This is a genomic window from Methylobacterium oryzihabitans (assembly GCF_004004555.2).
Lineage (GTDB): Bacteria > Pseudomonadota > Alphaproteobacteria > Rhizobiales > Beijerinckiaceae > Methylobacterium > Methylobacterium oryzihabitans.
Map to the genome: position 1 here is coordinate 1 of NZ_SACP01000013.1, position 18,475 is coordinate 18,475.

24 protein-coding genes and 2 pseudogenes are annotated in these 18,475 nt (G+C 69.6%); 13 read left to right on the plus strand and 13 right to left on the minus strand.

The features are described from left to right. Positions 1 to 124 precede the first annotated feature (124 nt). Both EOE48_RS14300 and EOE48_RS14305 read left to right on the plus strand, forming a co-directional pair. Positions 125 to 325 (plus strand): DUF1656 domain-containing protein, encoded by a 201-nt coding sequence (locus EOE48_RS14300; RefSeq protein ID WP_127730228.1) that lies wholly within the window; start codon positions 125 to 127, stop codon positions 323 to 325. Then, entirely contained in the window at positions 325 to 1,374 is a 1,050-nt protein-coding gene (locus tag EOE48_RS14305; protein WP_127730230.1) for an efflux RND transporter periplasmic adaptor subunit, read from the plus strand. Before EOE48_RS14300 ends, EOE48_RS14305 begins: the two co-directional genes overlap by 1 nt. Positions 1,375 to 1,521: 147 nt before the next feature. Here EOE48_RS14305 and EOE48_RS14310 read toward each other — a convergent pair whose 3' ends face one another. Continuing rightward, entirely contained in the window at positions 1,522 to 2,157 is a 636-nt protein-coding gene (locus EOE48_RS14310) for a HEPN domain-containing protein (protein WP_127730232.1), read from the minus strand. Between the two features lie 2 nt (positions 2,158 to 2,159). Next, positions 2,160 to 3,224 carry a ParA family protein gene (locus EOE48_RS14315; protein WP_127730234.1) on the minus strand — a complete coding sequence of 355 codons (1,065 nt, stop codon included), beginning with the start codon at positions 3,222 to 3,224 and terminating at the stop codon, positions 2,160 to 2,162. A 635-nt stretch (positions 3,225 to 3,859) separates the two neighbouring features. Here EOE48_RS14315 and EOE48_RS29905 point away from each other — a divergent pair. The 3 genes and pseudogenes from EOE48_RS29905 to EOE48_RS14330 form a co-directional block, all read left to right on the plus strand. Then, positions 3,860 to 4,475: pseudogene (locus tag EOE48_RS29905) on the plus strand (FUSC family protein); the annotation flags it as partial. A 114-nt stretch (positions 4,476 to 4,589) separates the two neighbouring features. Next, the gene (locus EOE48_RS29910) at positions 4,590 to 5,837 is read left to right on the plus strand and encodes an FUSC family protein (RefSeq protein WP_425463663.1); all 1,248 of its coding nucleotides are present in this window, start codon (positions 4,590 to 4,592) and stop codon (positions 5,835 to 5,837) included. After that, positions 5,837 to 7,030 carry an efflux RND transporter periplasmic adaptor subunit gene (locus EOE48_RS14330; RefSeq protein WP_127730238.1) on the plus strand — a complete coding sequence of 398 codons (1,194 nt, stop codon included), beginning with the start codon at positions 5,837 to 5,839 and terminating at the stop codon, positions 7,028 to 7,030. Before EOE48_RS29910 ends, EOE48_RS14330 begins: the two co-directional genes overlap by 1 nt. A 36-nt stretch (positions 7,031 to 7,066) precedes the next feature. Here EOE48_RS14330 and EOE48_RS30260 read toward each other — a convergent pair whose 3' ends face one another. From EOE48_RS30260 to EOE48_RS14375, 9 genes are all read right to left on the minus strand, one after another. After that, a complete protein-coding gene (locus tag EOE48_RS30260) occupies positions 7,067 to 7,192 on the minus strand; it encodes a hypothetical protein (protein WP_281292770.1) in 126 nt (41 codons plus the stop codon). A gap of 761 nt (positions 7,193 to 7,953) precedes the next feature. Continuing rightward, a complete protein-coding gene (locus tag EOE48_RS14340) occupies positions 7,954 to 8,151 on the minus strand; it encodes a hypothetical protein (protein WP_127730240.1) in 198 nt (65 codons plus the stop codon). Positions 8,152 to 8,208: 57 nt separating this feature from the next. Next, positions 8,209 to 8,571: a DUF6481 family protein gene (locus EOE48_RS14350; RefSeq protein WP_187371421.1), complete on the minus strand. Its 363-nt coding sequence runs from the start codon at positions 8,569 to 8,571 to the stop codon at positions 8,209 to 8,211. Positions 8,572 to 8,574: 3 nt separating this feature from the next. Then, positions 8,575 to 8,751, minus strand: coding sequence for a hypothetical protein (locus EOE48_RS29210; protein ID WP_187371422.1), 177 nt, complete (start codon positions 8,749 to 8,751; stop codon positions 8,575 to 8,577). Positions 8,752 to 8,980: 229 nt separating this feature from the next. Beyond that, positions 8,981 to 9,190 (minus strand): cold-shock protein, encoded by a 210-nt coding sequence (locus EOE48_RS14355; protein WP_127730244.1) that lies wholly within the window; start codon positions 9,188 to 9,190, stop codon positions 8,981 to 8,983. Positions 9,191 to 9,543: 353 nt separating this feature from the next. Next, on the minus strand, positions 9,544 to 10,332 hold the full coding sequence (locus EOE48_RS14360; RefSeq protein ID WP_127730246.1) for an IclR family transcriptional regulator: 789 nt from the start codon (positions 10,330 to 10,332) through the stop codon (positions 9,544 to 9,546). Between the two features lie 5 nt (positions 10,333 to 10,337). Then, positions 10,338 to 11,063 (minus strand): SDR family NAD(P)-dependent oxidoreductase, encoded by a 726-nt coding sequence (locus tag EOE48_RS14365; RefSeq protein ID WP_127730248.1) that lies wholly within the window; start codon positions 11,061 to 11,063, stop codon positions 10,338 to 10,340. Then, positions 11,060 to 11,617: a 2,4'-dihydroxyacetophenone dioxygenase family protein gene (locus EOE48_RS14370; protein WP_127730250.1), complete on the minus strand. Its 558-nt coding sequence runs from the start codon at positions 11,615 to 11,617 to the stop codon at positions 11,060 to 11,062. Before EOE48_RS14370 ends, EOE48_RS14365 begins: the two co-directional genes overlap by 4 nt. Before the next feature lie 232 nt (positions 11,618 to 11,849). Beyond that, positions 11,850 to 12,332, minus strand: a complete 483-nt coding sequence (locus tag EOE48_RS14375; protein ID WP_127730252.1) for a hypothetical protein — start codon at positions 12,330 to 12,332, stop codon at positions 11,850 to 11,852. 444 nt (positions 12,333 to 12,776) lie between these two features. Here EOE48_RS14375 and EOE48_RS14380 point away from each other — a divergent pair, with 444 nt between their 5' ends. The 7 genes and pseudogenes from EOE48_RS14380 (at position 12,777) to EOE48_RS30265 (ending at position 16,884) form a co-directional block, all read left to right on the plus strand. Next, entirely contained in the window at positions 12,777 to 13,247 is a 471-nt protein-coding gene (locus EOE48_RS14380) for a Tat pathway signal protein (protein ID WP_246154406.1), read from the plus strand. Positions 13,248 to 13,381: 134 nt separating this feature from the next. Continuing rightward, positions 13,382 to 13,885, plus strand: a pseudogene (locus tag EOE48_RS14385) (MotA/TolQ/ExbB proton channel family protein); the annotation flags it as partial. Positions 13,886 to 14,078: 193 nt separating this feature from the next. Continuing rightward, entirely contained in the window at positions 14,079 to 14,543 is a 465-nt protein-coding gene (gene tolR / locus EOE48_RS14390; protein WP_127730256.1) for a protein TolR, read from the plus strand. 6 nt (positions 14,544 to 14,549) lie between these two features. Then, positions 14,550 to 15,506 (plus strand): energy transducer TonB family protein, encoded by a 957-nt coding sequence (locus EOE48_RS14395; protein WP_127730258.1) that lies wholly within the window; start codon positions 14,550 to 14,552, stop codon positions 15,504 to 15,506. 186 nt (positions 15,507 to 15,692) lie between these two features. Beyond that, positions 15,693 to 16,208, plus strand: coding sequence for a metallophosphoesterase family protein (locus tag EOE48_RS14400; RefSeq protein ID WP_127730260.1), 516 nt, complete (start codon positions 15,693 to 15,695; stop codon positions 16,206 to 16,208). A 132-nt stretch (positions 16,209 to 16,340) separates the two neighbouring features. Continuing rightward, positions 16,341 to 16,664, plus strand: a complete 324-nt coding sequence (locus EOE48_RS14405) for a hypothetical protein (RefSeq protein ID WP_127730262.1) — start codon at positions 16,341 to 16,343, stop codon at positions 16,662 to 16,664. 85 nt (positions 16,665 to 16,749) lie between these two features. Next, positions 16,750 to 16,884, plus strand: coding sequence for a hypothetical protein (locus EOE48_RS30265; protein ID WP_281292771.1), 135 nt, complete (start codon positions 16,750 to 16,752; stop codon positions 16,882 to 16,884). Between the two features lie 98 nt (positions 16,885 to 16,982). Here EOE48_RS30265 and EOE48_RS14410 read toward each other — a convergent pair whose 3' ends face one another. Next, positions 16,983 to 17,231 carry a hypothetical protein gene (locus tag EOE48_RS14410; protein ID WP_127730264.1) on the minus strand — a complete coding sequence of 83 codons (249 nt, stop codon included), beginning with the start codon at positions 17,229 to 17,231 and terminating at the stop codon, positions 16,983 to 16,985. 235 nt (positions 17,232 to 17,466) lie between these two features. Here EOE48_RS14410 and flaF point away from each other — a divergent pair, with 235 nt between their 5' ends. Further along, positions 17,467 to 17,832: a flagellar biosynthesis regulator FlaF gene (gene flaF, locus EOE48_RS14415; protein WP_127730266.1), complete on the plus strand. Its 366-nt coding sequence runs from the start codon at positions 17,467 to 17,469 to the stop codon at positions 17,830 to 17,832. Between the two features lie 319 nt (positions 17,833 to 18,151). On the opposite strand, the gene EOE48_RS14420 is transcribed toward flaF, so the two are convergent. After that, complete coding sequence (locus tag EOE48_RS14420) at positions 18,152 to 18,451, minus strand: flagellar protein FlaG (RefSeq protein WP_246154408.1); 300 nt, start codon at positions 18,449 to 18,451, stop codon at positions 18,152 to 18,154. Positions 18,452 to 18,475 lie beyond the last annotated feature (24 nt).

Sequence of the window (18,475 nt, forward strand, 5' to 3'; positions counted from 1 at the left end):
CGGCGGAGCCGGCCCGGCGCGCCGCGCTCGCCCGGGCGGCGACCGACCTCGCGACCGCCGCCCGGGTGATCGGCCGCCACGGCCGGCTCCTGCGCCACCTGCGCGCCACGGAGGGGTGAGGACCATGCTCGGACACCGCGACATCGAGATCGGCGGGTTGCTGGTCTCGTCCTTCGCCGGCTTCGTGCTCGCGACCTGCCTCGTGATGCTCGCCCTGCGCCCGGCCCTGCGGCTGGCCCGGCTCGACCGCTGGACCGCCAACGGTCCCCTCGCCGAGGCCGGCCTCGCCCTCTGCCTCCTCGCCCTCCTGATCGTGCTGCTGTGATGACCCACGACGACCCCCTCGCGGCCAAGCCTGCTGCGGCCAAGCCCGCTTCGGCCGACCCACGGCCCACGCCCCGTCTCGGCCGGGCGCTCCGTCTCGCCGCCTCGGCGGCGATCCTGGCGGTGTCGGTCCTCGCCGGCGCGGTGGTGTGGCAGTTCTACGTCCTGTCGCCGTGGACCCGGGACGGGCAGGTGCGGGCGCAGGTCGCCAACGTCGCGCCGCAGGTCTCCGGCCCGATCACGGCGCTCGCCGTCACCGACAACCAGGTCGTGCGGCGCGGCGACCTGCTCTTTTCCATCGATCCGTTCGACTACCGCACGGCGCTGGCCGCCGCGGCCGCCGAGGTCGCGAGCCGGGCCGCCGACCTGAAGATCCGCAGCGAGGAGGCGGCGAGCCGCGAGGCGCTCGGTCCCGACGCGATCTCCGAGGAGGAGAAGCAGCGCTACGTCGCGGCGGCGCGCATGGCGCAGGCGGCCCACGCGGCGGCGCAGGCGCGCGAGGCCCAGGCCCGCATCGACCTGGAACGCACCGAGGTGCGCAGCCCGGTCAACGGCTACGTCACCAACCTGCTGCTGAGCGTCGGCACCTACGCCGAGACCGGCCGGCCGGCCCTGTCGCTGGTGAACGCCGACACGTTCTGGGTCGACGGCTATTTCGAGGAGACGAAGCTCGCCCGCATCCGCCCCGGCGCCGCGGCCGAGATCCGGCTGATGGGCTCGCCCATACCCCTGCGCGGCCGGGTCGAGAGCATCACCCGCGGCATCGCCGCCCCCAACGCCGCCGCTGGCCCGCAGGGCCTGCCGTCGGTGGCCCCGGTCTATACCTGGGTGCGGCTGGCCCAGCGGGTGCCGGTGCGCATCCGCATCGACGAGGCCCCGCGCGACCTGCCCCTCGTCGCCGGCCTGACCGCGACGGTCGCCCTCGCCGACCCCGACGGCCGCGACCGGGGAATCGCTGCGACCGTCCTGGCGAATCTCGGCGGGGCGGTCGATGCGCTGATGGGGCGGGAGCCGGCTGCGGTGGTGGCTCGGGCGGAGGGGGGGCGGTAGTGTTTACCTTCAACTATCTGGACAGCGCAAATACTACCAATTTATCAGTAAAACATTATATCTGCAATCAAATATTATATGATATCTGCGATAGCCATGGGAATATCTAGCAGTCTATCGATGATCTGATTTACAAATTGCGTGCAGTTATTCTGCTAAAGGCTCGGCTATGACCGCAGGCATGTGTCTGCCAATTGAAACAATGAAATCGATAGTGATCGATGTGTCGACTTTATCGATCGGCCAAAGCGCGACGCCGGACAAGGTCGGATTTACATCAGCTTCGTGAGCAATCTGATTTCTTCTTTTCCACACACTCTTGAGCTGCCCCTTGATGTCTTCTACTAGTCTTGCGTCCGATTTAGGCAGGTCAGCATTTATGCGCGCTGCCAAATTTTCCCACGGTTTCGTACAATAACAAGATAGCATTTCTGCGAGTTTCCCAGGATCTACAAATGCCTTGTATGCATTAGTCTGTCTTACATGCGTTTCAGCAGTAGATATTCGCAGACTGTCATCCGAAATAGTCATTATTTCCATGGGAAGATGTATATTTCTGGTTTTGAGACCATTTGCGAGTCTGTGCTTTGCCTCGACAGCCGCCAACTCATGCGCGAAGAAGTCGAACGAACTCACCGCTAGAAAATACGCTGATCTCAGAGCATCATCGTTGGCAGGCTCCCGCGGCCGCAACGCTGAGAGTGCGTCGTACAGCGAAATCATCTGGCGCGCCCGATCCATAGCATGATCAAAAGTAGCAGCGGCATCATCGAAGCGATTCATTGCTAGAACTGGTCCGTCAGTGCGATGACTTTCTCAGCGCCTTGTCTGAATCCATTTCCGACAACATCAATCTTGGCTTGATATGTTTCGGCAACCCCTCCCCTGAAATCCGTATCTTGCGGCAAATCAATGGCAAATACGGGCTTAGCTAATTCTTGAGCGGTCGCAATAAGGCCGTCGAGGGATCCAATCTCCATAAGAAATTGGTTCGTTGGGGCATGGGCCTTGGCGTAAACCTCGGGACTCAGAAGCATTCGAGCTGCTCCTAGAGCTTGGAGAAGTTCAGTATCTCGAACTTCTGCTAATCGATCAAACCATCTCTGAAAAGCCATTGTTGGCTTGGCCTCCTCGCCCCCTCTTGCTCTTTTGCGGAAGTTGTTAACAGTAGCTCCTAGATAAGCAGGTGTAACTGGTCGAAAGGGATAATCGGCTTCTTTAAGAATCAAGTTCGATGCAGCTTTCTTGCCCCATTCCCCCCACTTGGGAAGGGTCCTCGCCAATGAGCGCAGAGCCATTGATGAGAACAAATCTGGCGCCATTGGAAGAATGAAGCCGTCACTTGTCATGAAGAGATTTTGATTGATAGCACCCAGACTCGGACTCATGTCGACAAACGCATAATCGATATTATTGGCGATTGCTGCGCGGTCTATAGCGTGATGAAGAGCGCCTGGTATATTTTGCAGGGCGGAGAGTGTATTGCTAAGTTCATGAGCAACGGCCAATTGGCTTTCATACTCGGATAGGCCGACATGCCCAGGAAGCAAAAAGAGCCCTGGCCTTAATCGAGATTCATAAAGTTCTGTTGCGGTTATTGTGTATGGGCGCGACTCAAAAGCCGGTCGCACCGCGTCTCGTATGTTTCGCGGCTTTTGGGGCGACTCACTTTCGAATGGATAATCATCCGTATCCAAATTTCCGATAAATACGCCCGTAAGATTACATTGAGGATCGCAATCAACAACCATCACTCTCTTGCCGAGCGCGGCAAGCATCCATGCAAGATGGAACGTCATTGTCGTCTTCGACACGCCGCCCTTATGATTAAATATCGCAATCTGTTTCATTTTGCTCTCTGTTGGGCCATCATCGCATTCAGCAATGAGGTCGCCTTTAGCAATCCACCCTCATAATGCACGGTGTTGCTCGGACAGCAACCTTCATTTCAGCCGCGCTCAGGCTGGCTGCGATGCAATCAAGACACACGGAGCCCGCATCTACCGCAAATTACAATACTAGTCATGTCAGACAACCTTCATAAGGCCGTTTTAGAACCTGTCAGAGGAATAGCTATTGAGACCTTCAGTCGACAGCAGATCACATGGACTCCTAGTGCGCTTTTTATATTTGATTTATTGAGTTGAATTCTATATTATTGACTTAGATTATCGTTTTTCGGCTATGATAACCAAGAAAGGAATCTCCCAATTCATCAATCGCACAGGCTGCTAGAAGACTTACGCTTGGACTAGCCGCCGAACCAGAATCCCCATCCTCCCCCTCCCCCCGACGCAACCCCGACCTTCCTCCCCGGTTCTCCACCAGGGCCGCGGACCGTTTCCGGCGGCCGCGTTCGTACAGGAAGCGTCCCGTCGCGATGGCGAGCATCCCGGCCGTCCTCGACCGTAGCCTCGACCGGATCGACCGGATCGTGCCGCCGACGGAGCAGTGGCTCTACGCGCTGCGGATCTGGCTCGCGATGATGCTGGCGCTCGGGCTCGCGTTCTGGCTCCAGCTGTCCAGCGCCTCCTCGGCGCTGGTCTGCGTCGCGATCCTGGCCCAGCCCAAGCGCGGGCAGGCGCTGTCGAAGGCGGTCTACCGCCTCGTCGGCACCCTCGTCGGCGGCGTCGTGGCGGTCGCGATGGTGGCGGCGTTCGCGCAGGACCGGACGCTGCTGCTCGTCGCGTTCGCGGTCTGGCTCGCCGGCTGCGTCTTCGTCGCGCAATACCTGCGCGACACCCGCGCCTACGGGGCGGTGCTGGCGGGCTACACCGTCGCGATCATCGCCGTGGCGCAGATCGACGCGCCGCAGCAGGTGTTCGGCGCCGCGGTCGAGCGGGTGGCTGCGATCGTCCTCGGCATCGTCGTCATCAGTGTCGTCAACGACGCCCTCGGGGCGCCGGTCACCTGGCCGGGGGTGCGCGACGGCCTCGCCACGGCCAGGAGCGGGACCGACGCCTATTGCGCCAGCGTGCTCGACGGCGCCGAGCCGGCGCCCGAGCGGGCCTCGGCGCTGATCCGGCAGGTCGCGGCGATCCGCGCCGACGCCCACGCGGTCGAGACCGAGCGCCGGGGCCGCCACCGGGCCGCGGGCGCGCGCAGCGCCATCGCGGCCCTCTACACCCAGATCGCCGCCTGCCACGCCCTCGTCGCGGCGCGCGCTGGTCGCGGACGCGGTCGGGGCGGGGCGCGCCGTCGAGGAGGTCGCGGCGCTGCAACGGGCGCTCGATCTCGCCAACGCCGCGACCTTCGCCGAGGACGGCGCCCGCGCGCTGGCGACCGGCGCGCGGCCCTTGCGCGACGCCCACCTGCCGACCCACCGCGACGTGCAGGAGGCGCTGCGGGCGGCGCTGCGGGTCGCCCTCGCCTTCGGGCTGACGGCGGCATTGTTCGTCGCGCTCGGGCTGCCGCAGACGACCTTCGCGCTGGTCCAGGTCGCGGCCACCTGCGCCCTGTCCTCGGTGACGCCGGATCCGCGCGGGTTCGCCCGCTCGGTCGCCATCGCGATGCCGGTCGCGGTCGTCCTCGCCGGGCTGACGCTCTACGGCGTGCTCATCCACGGCCAGGGCTTCCCGCTGTTCGCGATCGCGCTGGCGCCGACGGTCTTCCTCGCCTGCTTCCTGTCGCTGCGGCCGGCCACCGCCGGGATCGGCTTCATCCTACTGGTGTTCACGCCGGTGCTGATCGCGCCCGCCAACCCGCAGACCTACGAGGCCGGGACCTTCCTCATGAATGCGCTGCTGATCGTGGCCGCGGGGTTCATCCTGTTCCTGACCGTCCGCCTCGTGCTGCCGGTCAGCGCCGGCCGGCACCGGGCCTTCGCCCTCGACACGGTGCGGCGCGACCTCGCCGATGCCCTGGCGGGCGAGGGCGGCGACGCCACCACCCGCACCAGCCTGAACGCCGACCGGCTGGTGCAGTTCTCGCGGTGGACCTCGGGCAGCGGCGCCGCCCGGCGGGCGAGCCTGCGCCACGCCGTCGCCCTGCTGCGGCTGGAGGCCGCCGCCGCCCGGGCGCATGCCCAGCTCCGGCGCCTCGCCGCGGTGCCGGGCCTCGCTGGGGCCGGCGGCCCTCGGCCGCCTCGGCGCCGGGCTGGCCCGCGCCGCCGATGCCCTCGTGACCGCCGGGCGTGCGGCGGAGCCCGAGACCCGCCTGACCCTCGCCCGCGCCGCCGCCGACCTCGCCGCCGCCTCGTGGCTGATCGCCCGCCACGGCCGCCTGCTGCGGCGGCTGCGCCTCGTGGAGGCGTGAGCATGGTCTCGCTGTCCCACCACGACCTCACGCTCGGCGGGCTGCTGATCTCGTCCTTCGTGCCGTGCGCGCTCGCGGCCTTCCTGCTGCTGCTGGTGCTGCGGCGGCTGGTGCGGCCATTGCGCCTCGGCCGCTACGTCGCCAACCTCCCCCTGGTCGAGGCGAGCGTCTACGTCTGTCTCCTCGCCCTCGTGATCGGGCTCCTGTGATGGCCGACGACGACGATCCCCGCTCCGACGCGCCGCGCCCCGACGGCGACGCCGCCGCGCCCGCCACCGCGCCGCCCCCGCGGCGACGGCGCGGCCGCAGGCTCCTGCGGCTCGCCGCCACCACGGCGATCCTCGCCGTCGCGGTGGTGGCCGCTTTGTTCGTGTGGCAGTTCTACGTCCTGGTGCCGTGGACCCGCGACGGCCGCGTCCGGGTGCAGGTCGCCGCGATCGCGCCCCAGGTCTCGGGCCAGATCACCGAGCTGCGGGTGGTCGACAACCAGTTCGTGAAGAAGGGCGACGTGCTCTACGTCATCGATCCCTTCGACTTCCAGGTCTCCCTCGACAGCGCCAAGGCCGAGGTCGAGAACCGCGCCGCCGACCTCCAGGTCAAGCGCGCCCAAGCGGCCCGGCGCGAGGCGCTGACCACGGTCTCGACCTCGGTCGAGGAGAAGCAGCAATATGCCGGCACCGCCAAGATCGCCGAGGCCGCCTACGCCTCGGCCCAGGCCCAGCTCGCCCAGGCCAAGGTCAACCTGGAGCGCACCGAGGTGAGGAGCCCGGTCAACGGCTACGTCACCAACCTGCTGCTGCGGGTCGGCAACTACGCCAGCGCAGGCACGGCCAACATCTCGGTGGTCGATGCCGATTCGTACTGGATCGACGGCTATTTCGAGGAGACCAAGATGGCGCGCATCCGCCTCGGCGCCGAGGCCGAGGTGGCGCTGATGGGCTATGCCGAGCCGATTCGCGGCCGGGTCGAGAGCATCACCCGCGGCATCGCCACCGCCAACGCCGCGGCGAGCACGCAGGGGCTGCCGAACGTCGACCCGGTTTATACCTGGGTGCGGCTGGCCCAGCGGGTGCCGGTGCGCATCCGCATCGAGCAGGTGCCGCAGGGCGTGCCGCTGGTCGCCGGCATGACCGCGACGGTCTCGATCGCCGACCCGACCGCCGACCGCCGCGACCGCCTCGGCGCGGCGCTCGCCGATGTCGGCACGGTGTTCCGGGTCCTCACCGGCCGCGAGCGCCAGCCGCCGGATTCCGCCGTCACCACCCGGGTCGAGGGCGCTCGCGACGTCTCGGCGATTCCGGCGCCCGAGGTCGGCCCGACTCCGCCGGCCGACAGGGTCGTGCCCACGCTGCCGATCAACCCCGAGCGGCCGGACATCACGGCGCCGGCGGGCAAACGGTAGGGCCCGCCCGTCCCGCCAGACCCATTGGGAATGCCGTCAGCGCTTCGTGCCGGCCTTCTCGGTCGCCAGCCCCTTGGTGCTCGGGGCGGCCGCGATGGTCTTCGGCGCCTTCTGCTTCGGCTTCTTCACCTCGCGATTGCCGCGCTTGCGATCTCCGCTCATGGGGCTCTCCTGGCTCGTCCGGATTGCCTGGATCGCGCCGGTCGGGATCGACCGGCCGAGGTCAGGCGGGTGAAGTCGGCGAGAACGGCGGCGACCATGCTCTGCAGGCGAGGGTCGTCGCAGGACGGCGAGGCCGCGAAGCGTTCGGGCAGGTCGCGCGCCGTCCCGTCGGCCTCGGGCCACCCCGCCGCCTCGAACAGGACGGTTTCGAGGTCGCGCCGGCGCGCCGCCAGGGCGTCGTGCTGCGCCTTCGCGCCCGAGTGCTCGCAGCGCAGGATTGCTGGCTTTCCGGGCCGCCGTCCCGCGTCGTTCGTCGAGTTCGATCGAGCGATCCGTCACGGCATTCACCTGCGCTGGACCGGTCGCAGTCTAGCAGCTTCTTGCGCGTGGAACAGCGGAATCGCGTCGATGTCGCCGGATCGGCAGAACAAGGACGAGGCTTTGCTTTCGCAGCCGGACGGGATCGGAGACGCGTTCCGCCGTGCGATCCTCCGGCAGGCGGGTCGCTACGAGAGCCTGTTTGACTCTCGATCTAAAGAAAAAGCTCCCCCTTTCCCGGACGACTGGAACGCAGTGGAAGGAGATCCGGGATCCAGCACAAGAAGTCGCGAAGCGTCCATATGCAGCGACAGTGCCGGCACACGGAGCCGCTTCGCGGCACATCTGACGTCTGGATCCCGGATCTCCTTCCGCTATCGCTTCAGTCGTCCGGGAAAGGGGTGCTTCGCGCGATAAATACGATGGACCATCGCTCAAACAGGCTACGAGACGACGACGATCTCGCTCTCGCGGACCGCCCGTTCCGTCATCCGGGAGCGGATGCGGTAGGACGCTTCCCCGCTCCGGTCCTCCGGCATCAGGCGCACGATCTCGAAGATGCCGGCGCTCACCGCCTGGCTGTCCGACACTCCGGGCCGGACGAGTTGCACCTGCTGGTGCAGCTTGAACTTGTGTTGCATGGGCTCGGTGTCCTTCGTCGGGGCCGGCCGGGGAATCGGCCCCGGCCGTGCGAGGCGTCAGGCGCGCCGCCGGGCCTTGCGGGCGGCGTAGCGGGCGTCGCGGGCGGCCTTCTGCTCGGCTTCGAGCGCGCCCGCGCGGGCGATGGCCTCGGCCGCGTCGCGCGCCCGGTCGGCTTCCTCCCGCTCGCGCAGGCGAAGCGCTTCGGCCTCGGTGCGGGCGGCTTCCGCCCGGCGCGCGGCGTCGCGCTCGGTCAAACGACGATGGCGTGCTTCGCCGGCCAACCGCCGCGCGGCCCGTCGTGCCGCCACCGCCGGGTCGTCGCCGGCGGGCCGCGCCTTGAAGCGCAGCAGCATGGCGTCCCGGGCGCTGCCGGAGGATGTCAGCCGGTCGCCGAGGGAGACGTCCTGGAAGCTGGCCATCGGCTAGAGCCGGCTGACGGTGAGCGAGCGGACGGGGCTCGCGAACCGGTCGGCGAGATGCCAGCGCAGTTCCCGTTCCGAGTGGTAGCCGTAGGTCCGGTCGATCAGATGGCTGACGTCGAGACGCTTGGCGTCGGTCTGCTGCCACAGCCGCCGCACCCGGAAGGTGGCGGGCTCCATCGTCGGAGCGGGTACCGTCTCAGTCGTCACAAAGGAAAAATTCAAAATCTGTTCCTGAACATGCCATGATTGTCGTAGGCACGAGGCAGACCGGCACGGGCATCGCGATGCGTGCCGATCCTGCTGCGGCCCTCGCGGAACGCGATCGTCGTCCGATCGCATCCCGCCGGAAGGCGTCCGGGAGGCCGTCCCGCCTACGGAGGCGGCCCCGCCGGTGTCTGTCGGGAGATCAGGCCGCCCGCAGGTTGCCGGCGGACTGCTTGCCGCTGCGGCGGTCGGTCTCCATCTCGTACGAGACCTTCTGGCCTTCCGACAGCGTCTGCATGCCCGAACGCTCGACGGCGGAGATGTGGACGAACACGTCCTTGCCGCCGTCGTCCGGCTGAATGAAACCGAAGCCCTTCTGGCCGTTGAACCACTTCACGGTGCCGACGTTCATGATCGTGTCCTTGAATCCATAGGTGTACGCTGAGCCTGACGCACGATCAGTGCGGCCAAGCCTCGAGTGATCGATAAATTTGGGAAGGGTGGGGGAGCGTGCGCCCCGCGTGCAGGGCGAAGAGGCCCGGTCGTCCGGCCAAAAATCGATTTATGGAGTATGGGCCCCCTGCCGATGGATAGCAAGGCACTCGGGAAAAAGATTGCGGCCTCGACGGGTCGTTCGATTCCTGAACATCGGTTCTTGAGATTTTTTCTTGACGATTTTCGCCGGAGAACCGTGTGATCGGTGGATGATGACGGCCCATGGACGTTCCGTCCGGCGCGGCGGCGTTTCCGCCCCGGCGCAGGTCCCTACGCCCCCGCCGCCCGCGCCACCTCCTCGGCGCAGACCTGCATCGCCGCCAGCACCGCGTCGCGGTCGGTCGCCTCGAAGCGGTAGGTCGGCATGCTGACGCTGATGCAGCCGAGCACCCGCCCCCGCGGACCCCGCAGGGCCCGGCCGTAGCAGCAGATCTCCAGCTCGTTCTCCTGCCGGTCGAGGGCATAGCCGCGGTCGCGGGTGCGGGCGATCTCGGCGCGCAGCCGGTCGGGATCGACGAGGCTGTGGGGCGTGCGCGGCGTCAGGGCGGCGCGGGCGAGCAGCGGCGCGAGGTCGGCCTCGGCGAGGGCCGCGAGCCACGCCTTGCCGACCGCGGTCGCGTGCAGCGCCACCCGGGTGCCGATGCGCGAGGCCATCCGGACGGCGCGGCGGCTCTCCAGCTTGTCGAGGTAGACCATCTCGCCGCGGTCGTGCTCGGCGAGATGCACCGTCTCGTCGAGGGCGTCGCGCAGGCGCAGGAGCGGCCCGCCCGCCACCGCGCGCAGGGGCGAGCCGTCCCGGGCCCGGAAGGCGAGGCTGACCAGCCGGGGCCCGAGATGCAGGCGGCCTTGCCCGTCCTCGCCGAGCAGGCCCTCGGCCACCAGGGCGGCGGCGATGCGGTGCACGGTCGGCCGCGGCAGGCCGGTGGCGAGGGCGAGCCGGGCGACGGTGGCCTCGCCCGGCCCGTCGGCCACCGCCTGGAGCACGCGCATGAACTTGCCGAACGCCGCCGTGCCCGGCACCTCGGCCCGCGGCGGATCACCGGTCGGGTCGGGCGGCATCGCGCTCAGGCGACCAGGTAGCCGCCGTCGACCGGCAGGATCACCCCGGTCATGAAGGACGCCGCCGGGCTGACGAGGAAGCTCACCGCCCCGGCCACGTCGCCGGGCGTGCCCCAGCGGCCGAGGGGCGTGCGGGCGAGGATCGGCTGCGACCGCGCCGGGTCGTCCTGGAGCGCCCGGGTCAGGGGCGTGGCGATCCAGCCCGGCGCGACCGCGTTCACCCGGATCCCGTCGGGGGCGTAGGCGAGGGCGAGGGACTTGGTGAGCTGGGCCACCGCGCCCTTGCTGGCGCTGTAGGCCGGCACGAGGCTGCCGCCGAAGAACGACAGCATCGAGGCGGTGTTGACGATGCAGCCGCCGCTCGCCGCGAGCTTCGGCCGCGCGGCGGTGCAGACCCGCATCGTGCCGGTGAGGTTCACCGCCAGCACCCGCTCGAACACGTCGAGCCGGTGCTCCTCGACCCGCCGGATGATGCCGGCGCAGTTCACCACGACGTCGATGCGCGGGCAGGACTCGACCAGCGAAGCGACCCCGGCCTCGTCGGTGACGTCGAGCTCGCGGGGCGCGACGTCGAGGCCGGCCGGAGCGCGATAGGCCCCGGCCTCGATCCCGGCGGCGATCACCCGGGCGCCGAGGCCGGCGAGCGCCTCGGCGATGCCGGCGCCGATCCCGGTGGTGCCGCCGGTGACGATCGCGGTGCGGCCGGCGAGCAGGTCGGGCCGGAAGGTCATCGGACGAACCGGTCGGCGTAGTCGGCGCCGAGGCCGACCGCGTCGTAGTGCTTGCGGCACATCTCGATCTTGGTGAAGACGTCCTCGTAGCCGGTGTGCCGGCCCCACGGGTCGACGTAGTACATGCAGCCGTTGACCTGGAAGTAGGTGATCATCTCCTCGACGCCCTCGTCGACCACGAGGGTGTGGGTCTCGCCCGGCGGCTCGAAGGCGTAGGAGCCCTCGGTGGCGACCCAGTCGTGTTCGAGGTAGCGCCAGCTTCCCTTCAGCACGAAGGCGTGGACCGGCCCGGGATGGCGGTGGCGGCTGAGGATGCCGGACTTGCGCACCCGCAGCAGGTTCATCCAGTAGCCGCCCCCCACGTTGAGGCAGAGCGGCCGGAACCACACGTTCTCGGCCTGCGGCACCCAGATGCGCTCGTCCTGCGGGATCGCCGGCGCGACCACGAGGTCGGGCAGGATCCCGGCCGGCTGGGGGTGCTGGTAGGGCATCCGCTTCAGCGTCGCCGCGTCGAGGCCGGCGGCGGGATCGAGGGGTGGAGCGGCGTCGCTCATCGGGTTGTCCTCCGGACGGTCCACAATGTGGGCATGCCGTCCACATCATGGAGGATCCGCCCTGGCCGGCCCGCTGTCAAACCCGCAGCGGTCCGATCGACGCGCCGGGTTTGCGCCGGAGGGTCCGGTTCTCGGACGAACGGCCTCGAAATCCATGCCGGGCGTCCGCCCGGCGTCCTACTCGTCGTCGGAGGCGTCGGACGGGTCCCATGCCGGGCGTCCGCCCGGCGTCCTACTCGTCGTCGGAGGCGTCGGACGAGTCCGACGCGGCGTTCTCGGAGGCGCCGGAATCCGGGCCCCGGGTGAAGACGTAGAAGTCGTCGACCCGCCGCAACTCGCCGCCGCCGGTCATCGCGCTGAGATAGGCGTTCACCGTCGCCGGGGAGGCGTCCGGCAGCGCCCGCATGATCTGGGCCGGGGTCAGCCCCTGCGGTCCGGCCTCCTGCAGCAATTGGCGCAGCCGGCCCTTGGCCGAGTTCGCCCGCGGGCCGCGGCTGCCGCGCCGCGATCCGCGGCCGCCCTCGGTGCCGAGGCCCGGCAGGGACGGGATCTGCGCCTGGGACAGCGGCGTGTTCTCGACGATGGCCCGCAGGGCGGCCTCGGCCTGACGCAGCTTCGTCAGCTCCATGCTGATGCGCTCGTACTCGGCTTCGAGGGCCGCTCGCTGCTCGCTGACGTCGGCGAGAGCCTGCGCGAGCGTATCGTCACTTGCCATTGCGTGTTCCCATTGCGTCCTTGGCGTCGACCTGTTCCTTAGGGCGCAACACCGGCAACGCCTAGAGCAAGTCCAGCCGCGGACGGGATTTTCGCGCGCGGCACGCATCCGGCCGGACGCGCCGCGCCGCCGAGGCGCAGGGTTCGCCGGAAGACCGCACGCCGATACGGCCGAGCTCAAGTAACACTTTGGAACAGCTCTGAATTTTGTTCGATCACTTGATTCGCCGGCGCCTCCCGCGATAGTGCATCGCCGCATCCGGCGACGGAACGTCCACTTCGCGGACTGGTCCGGCCGCCCCATCCACCGCGCGAGAATCGCCGGGAATCGCGAATGCACGCCGCCGACGCCTGGATCCGGACCCGCAGGGCCGATCCCGGCGGCGCGGCGCGTCGGCGGGGCCGGTCGGGCACCACCGCGACGAGACGAGAAGGAGCGACGGCTGTGTTCACCCAAGGTCTGCCCTGGTACCGCGCCCGCATCGGGCACCTCGCCCTGGACCTGCTGTTCTGCCTCGTGCTCTCCGTCGTGCTGCTGGCCTCGGCCCTGGCGCAGGCCGCCGAGACCCCGCTGCGGATCGAGCTCAACAAGCTCAGCACCACCGGCGAGACCTGCCAGGCGACCATGATGGTCGAGAACGGCAAGGGCGGGGCGATCAAGTCGCTCAAGCTCGACCTCTACGCCTTCGACGACGACGGCGTGGCGCAGAAGCGCGCGCTCGTCGAACTCGGCCCGGTGGTGGCGCGCAAGACCGTGCTGCGCCAGTTCGAGATCGCGCCCACTCCCTGCGCCAAGGTCGGCCGGGTCCTGCTCAACGACGTCGCCGCCTGCGAGGGCGGCGACCTGACCCGCGAGACCTGCCTCGAGCGCATCGAGCCGGCCTCCGCCAAGGGCGCCGCCCCCTTCGTCCGCTGAGCGCCCGCCGCCCGAACCCCCGAGAGACCCCCATGGATCCCACCACCGCTCCCGACGCGGCCGCCGCCGCGGCCGCCCACGACTTCTCCTTCATCGGCCTGTTCCTGCAGGCCGACCCGATCGTGAAGGGGGTGATGATCCTCCTCGTCGTCGCCTCGGTGGCGTGCTGGACCGTGATCGTCGAGAAGATCGTGCGCCTCGCCGCCGCCCGCCGGCAGGCGCGGCTGTTCGGCCGCGTCGCGGCGAGCGGCGGCAGCCTGGAGGAGGCGCGCTCGGGCCTCGCCGCCCGGGTGGTGGCCGCCGCCCAGGAGGCGTGGCGCGACCAGGATCCGACCGAGAGCCGGGCCGAGCGCCGCGAGCGGATCGAGCGGGCGATGCGCGCCGCCCTGACCCTGGAGGTCAAGCGCCTCCAGGTCGGCCTGCCGCTGCTCGCCACCGCCGGCTCGGCCGCCCCGTTCATCGGCCTGTTCGGCACGGTGTGGGGCATCATGAACTCGTTCTCGTCGATCGCGAAGAGCCAGGACACCAGCCTCGCGGTCGTGGCGCCCGGCATCGCCGAGGCGCTGTTCGCCACCGCGATCGGCCTCGTCGTCGCGATCCCGGCGGTCATCGCCTACAACAAGCTGTCGGGCGACCTCGGCAAGATCCAGTCCTCCTTCGTCGCCGGCATCGGCACGCTCGGCAACCGCCTCGCCCGCGACCGGGCCCTGCACCACCGCAGCGCCGCCGCCGAGTAGCCGCGGCCCCCGGAGGCGGGACCCCCTCCCCTTCCGCATCCCGCCGGACCGGACCACGGTCCGGCCGTTCCGTTCAGACCCCCGGGAGATCCAGATGGGCATGGGACCGCTGCAGGCGGGCGGCGCGGCCGACGACGAGTTCGAGGCGGTGCCGGTTTCCGAGATCAACGTCACCCCGATGGTCGACGTGATGCTGGTGCTGCTGATCATCTTCATGGTCGCGGCGCCGCTCATGACCGTCGGCGTGCCGGTGCAACTGCCGAAGACCGCCGCGGCCAAGACCTCGGAATCGAAGAAGCCCGTCGTGGTGTCGGTCGACAAGGACGGGCACGCGTTCCTCGCCAAGGAGCCGCTGCCGGAGGGCGACGCCGCGCTCGCCCGCCTCAAGGCGCTCGCCGCCGAGGACCCGAACCAGACCGTGCTGGTGCGCGGCGACAAGGACGTGGCCTACGGCAAGGTGATGGAGGTGATGGGCGTCGTCGGCCGGGCCGGCTTCGGCAAGGTCTCGCTCGTCGCCAACGCGCCCTCCGGCGCCCCCGTCCCCACCCCCGCCCGCTAGAGCCCGATGTCGAGCCTGACCACCACCACCGAGGGGCCGCAGCCGCCTGGATCCGGCTCCGGCCTCGCCGCCGCCTTCCTGGTCGCCTTCCTGCTGCATGCCGGCGCGCTGGGCGCCCTCGCCCTGTGGCGCGCCGGTGCGCCGACCCCGGGCGAGAACGAGATCACCATCGACCTCGCCCCCGCTCCCGGCGAGGTCTCCGAGCCGAACGAGGCGCGCCAGGTCGAGGACGTTCCGCCGCCGGCCGAGGTCATCGCCGACAAGCCGCCGGAGGAGCCGACCGCGCCGCCGGTCGAGACCCAGACCCAGACGCCGACCGAGGTCCAGCACACCGAGCTGCAGACCGCCCCCCTCGACGAGCCGGAGGAGACCCCGGCCGAGACCGCGCCGCCCGAGACGGTGACCGAGGCGGTGCCGCTGCCCGAGGAGCAGGTCATCACCTCGACCAACGCCCTCGCGCCGGTCGCGCCGCCGCCGCCGGCCGTGGTCGCCCGCGAGGTCAAGCCGCAGGAGACACCAAAGCCGCCGAAGGTCGTGCGCAAGCCGCCGCCGCCCAAGCCGGTCAAGGAGGTCAAGCACGAGAAGCCGAAGCCCGCCGCGGCGCGGGAGCGCTCGGTCACCGAGCGGCAGGAGCGCCGGACCACCGCCTATGCGTCGCGCCAGGAATCGGCCGGTGCCGCCGCGGCCTCGTCGAACGAGCCCAACCTGCTGCGGGCCTGGGGCTCGATGATCACCTCGACGATCCGCAGCCGCGTCCGTCACTCCGGGGTCGGCGGCACGGTCTCGATCCGCTTCACCGTGTCCAAGTCCGGCCGCGTGCTCAGCGCCTCGCTCGCCGGCAGCAGCGGCAACGGCGCCCTCGACGCCGCGGCGCTGGCGGCCACCTCGGGCTCGATGCCGCCGGCGCCCGAGGGCGTCACCCGGGCGCAGCAGAGCTTCTCGGTGCCGCTGCGCTTCCAGTAGGCGAACGCCCGCCGCAGCGCAGTGTTGTCCCGGGATTCGGATCCCGGGACGCGCCACGATGCGGATTTTTTGGACGATCAGTCCAAAAAAACCGTATCGAAGCCTGCGCGGCGCATGAGCGAAGCCGATTTCCGCATCGCGAAGCGATCCCGCAGGGATCGCCAGAAGCGATCGATCGGAAATCGTATGACCGTGTACTTCACCAGCGACACCCATTTCGGCGACCCGCGGGTGCTGCGCATCGACCGGCGCCCCTTCGCCGACCTCGCCGAGCACGACGCCGCGCTGGTCGAACGCTGGAACGGGACCGTCGCCGAGGGCGACACGGTGTGGCATCTCGGCGACTTCGCCCTCGGCCCCCCGCCGGCCCGGGTCGCGGACCTGCTCGCCGGCCTGCACGGCGAGAAGCACCTCATCGTCGGCAACAACGACGGTCCGGCGACCCTCGCGGCCCCGGGCTGGGCCTCGGTGGCGCATTACGCCGAGATCGAGGTCGAGGGCAGCCGGCTGGTGCTGTGCCACTACGCCTTCCGGACCTGGAACCGCATGGGACGCGGCGTCGTCGACCTGCACGGCCACTCGCACGGCAAGCTCAAGCCGGTCCCGCGCCAGTTCGACGTCGGCGTCGATGCCTGGGATTTCCGGCCGGTGACCCTGGCGACGATCCTGGCCTCGCGCCGCCGCCGTACAACCGCAGGCTGAGTCACCCGGAACATCGCCCGGGAACCTGAGCCGCACGGCGACGTTCCTCGAACACGACAGCGAGCGGCGCCCCCGGATCTCCAAGTCAACCCGGAACGCCGCGCCACCCACATCTTGTTCGAGAGTGCAGCGATGCCGCTTTTGCACGGCACAGCCCTGTTGCGCCCTGCCCTCGCCGCGATCCTCATCCTCGCGGCGGGCACGGCCTTCGCCCAGCCGGTCTGCTCCGGCGCCCAGCGCAAGCTCGACGAGGCCGCCGCCCTGCGGTTCCAGGCCCGTCAGGACGCCCGGACCGGCGACCGCGACCGGGTCTGCGACAACCTCGGCGACGCCGAGGACCGCTACGACGAGGCCCGCGACGCGTTCGAGGATTGCGGCCTCGGCGTCGCGTCGATCGACATCAAGAGCGCCCAGCGCTCGATCCGCAGCGAGAAGCGCTTCTTCCGCTGTGATTAACCGGGTGCGCCGGCGCACGCCGGCCGGCGCGTATACCCGTCATCAAGACTTCCACGATTTGACTGGATCCGACGAGGACACCGCCATGACCCACGCTTCCACCGACGCCCACCGCCTCGACGTCAAGCCGGCGGCCCATTCGTTCACCGCCGCCCTGTGCGGCTTCCTCGGCTCCACCGCGGCGACCACGGTGGTGATGTTCCTGCTCAGCGCCGTCTGAGCGCGACGCCCGGGCGGGCGGTCGCGACCCCGAGGACCACGACGACAGCGGCTCCGCCGTCCCCGCCCGCGAGGGGGACGGCGGAGCCGCTGTCGTTTCTACGGCGTCACCGACCAGAACCGGCGTCGGGAGAACAGCAGGTCGGGATGGCCGATCGTCGGCGGCGCGCCGGTCCCGGCCTGGGCGGCCGGCGGGCAGGCGGGCTCGGGCCGGCGCAACGGGAGGATCACCGGCGCGGGCTGGACCAGCCCCATGCGGAGCTGGACGTCGGGATTGCGCAGGGCCGCGATCGTCGCCACGGCCGCCATGAGGGCGCCCGCGACGGCACCGATGACGAAGTTCAGCATAGTGGCCGGTCCTTGGGACGACATCTGAGCGGTTTCGGGGCAGGTCGTGCCGGCACGGCGGCGCGCGGGCCGGAATCCGCCGGCCGGACCTTCCGCTGCGACAGGGACCCTCATGCAAGCCTCGAACCGCGACCTGTTCATGGCGTGGGCATAGGGCGAGGTTCACAACCGACGCTTAACGCTCGCGTGCGACAAACGCCGCCCGAGGCCCGGGTGGCCGCCAGGAGACCCGACGATGAGCTACGGTGCGAGCGCTTACGCCCGGGTGTCGCAGACCGTGCTGACGCCGCGGGAGGCCGAGGCCGCCGTGCTGATCAAGGCGGCCGCCCGCCTCCAGGCGATCCAGGACAACTGGCCGCAACCGCTGCCGGCGGTCAACGAGGCGCTCGGATTCAACCAGAAGGTCTGGACCATCCTCGCCACCGCGGCGACCGAGCCGGACGCGCCGCTGCCGGAGGAACTCAAGACCTCGATGGCCCATCTCGGCGCCTTCGTGCTCACCCGCACCCTCGACGCGATGGTCGAGCCCGACCGCGACAAGCTCACCGCCCTCATCAGCATCAACCGCGAACTGGCGACGGGCCTGCGCGGGAATCCGTGAAGGGGCGCGTGCGGTGCCGCGGCGGGCGGGTGCTCCTAGCTCCGCTTGCGGCACGGCTGTCAGGGGAAAATTCCGTTTAGAATCAAGCGCATCTCCCCTCTCCCACTCGGGAGAGGGGAGATGCGCTCCTTATTTTCCCTGGACAGCCCTGCCGCCCGCGGGGAGAGGAGCGAACCAGCGCATCATCGAGAGAGGCGTGTCGACGATAGCCCGAGCGGGAGCCCCCTGACAGCCGCTCCCGGCGGGTAACGCCCACGCCGAAACCCCCCGGCGCCGGATCCCGGACACCGCGGCTTGCCGCGACGAGGTCCCGGACCGCTCAGGCCGTCCGGGCCACCGTGGTGCCGATCTCGGTCGTCTGCTGCGCCTCGGATTCGCGGGCGTAGGTGCGCGCCCGCAGCACCGCCTCGGACGGCAACTGGTCGACCACGTTGCCCGAGGTCGGGTCGACGACCTGGAACACCATCTGGCGGGTGTCCGGGTCGCGCCGGTAGCGGGCCTGCGCCGTCGCGGCCGCCTCGGTCGCCTGGGAGGCGGAGCGCCTGGCCTCGGGGCTGAGGTCGAGCGTCACCGCCGGCTCCAGGGGCGGGCTCTCGGGAGGCTCGCGACGGGCGGGCATGGGCGATCCCTGCCCCTCCGCCTC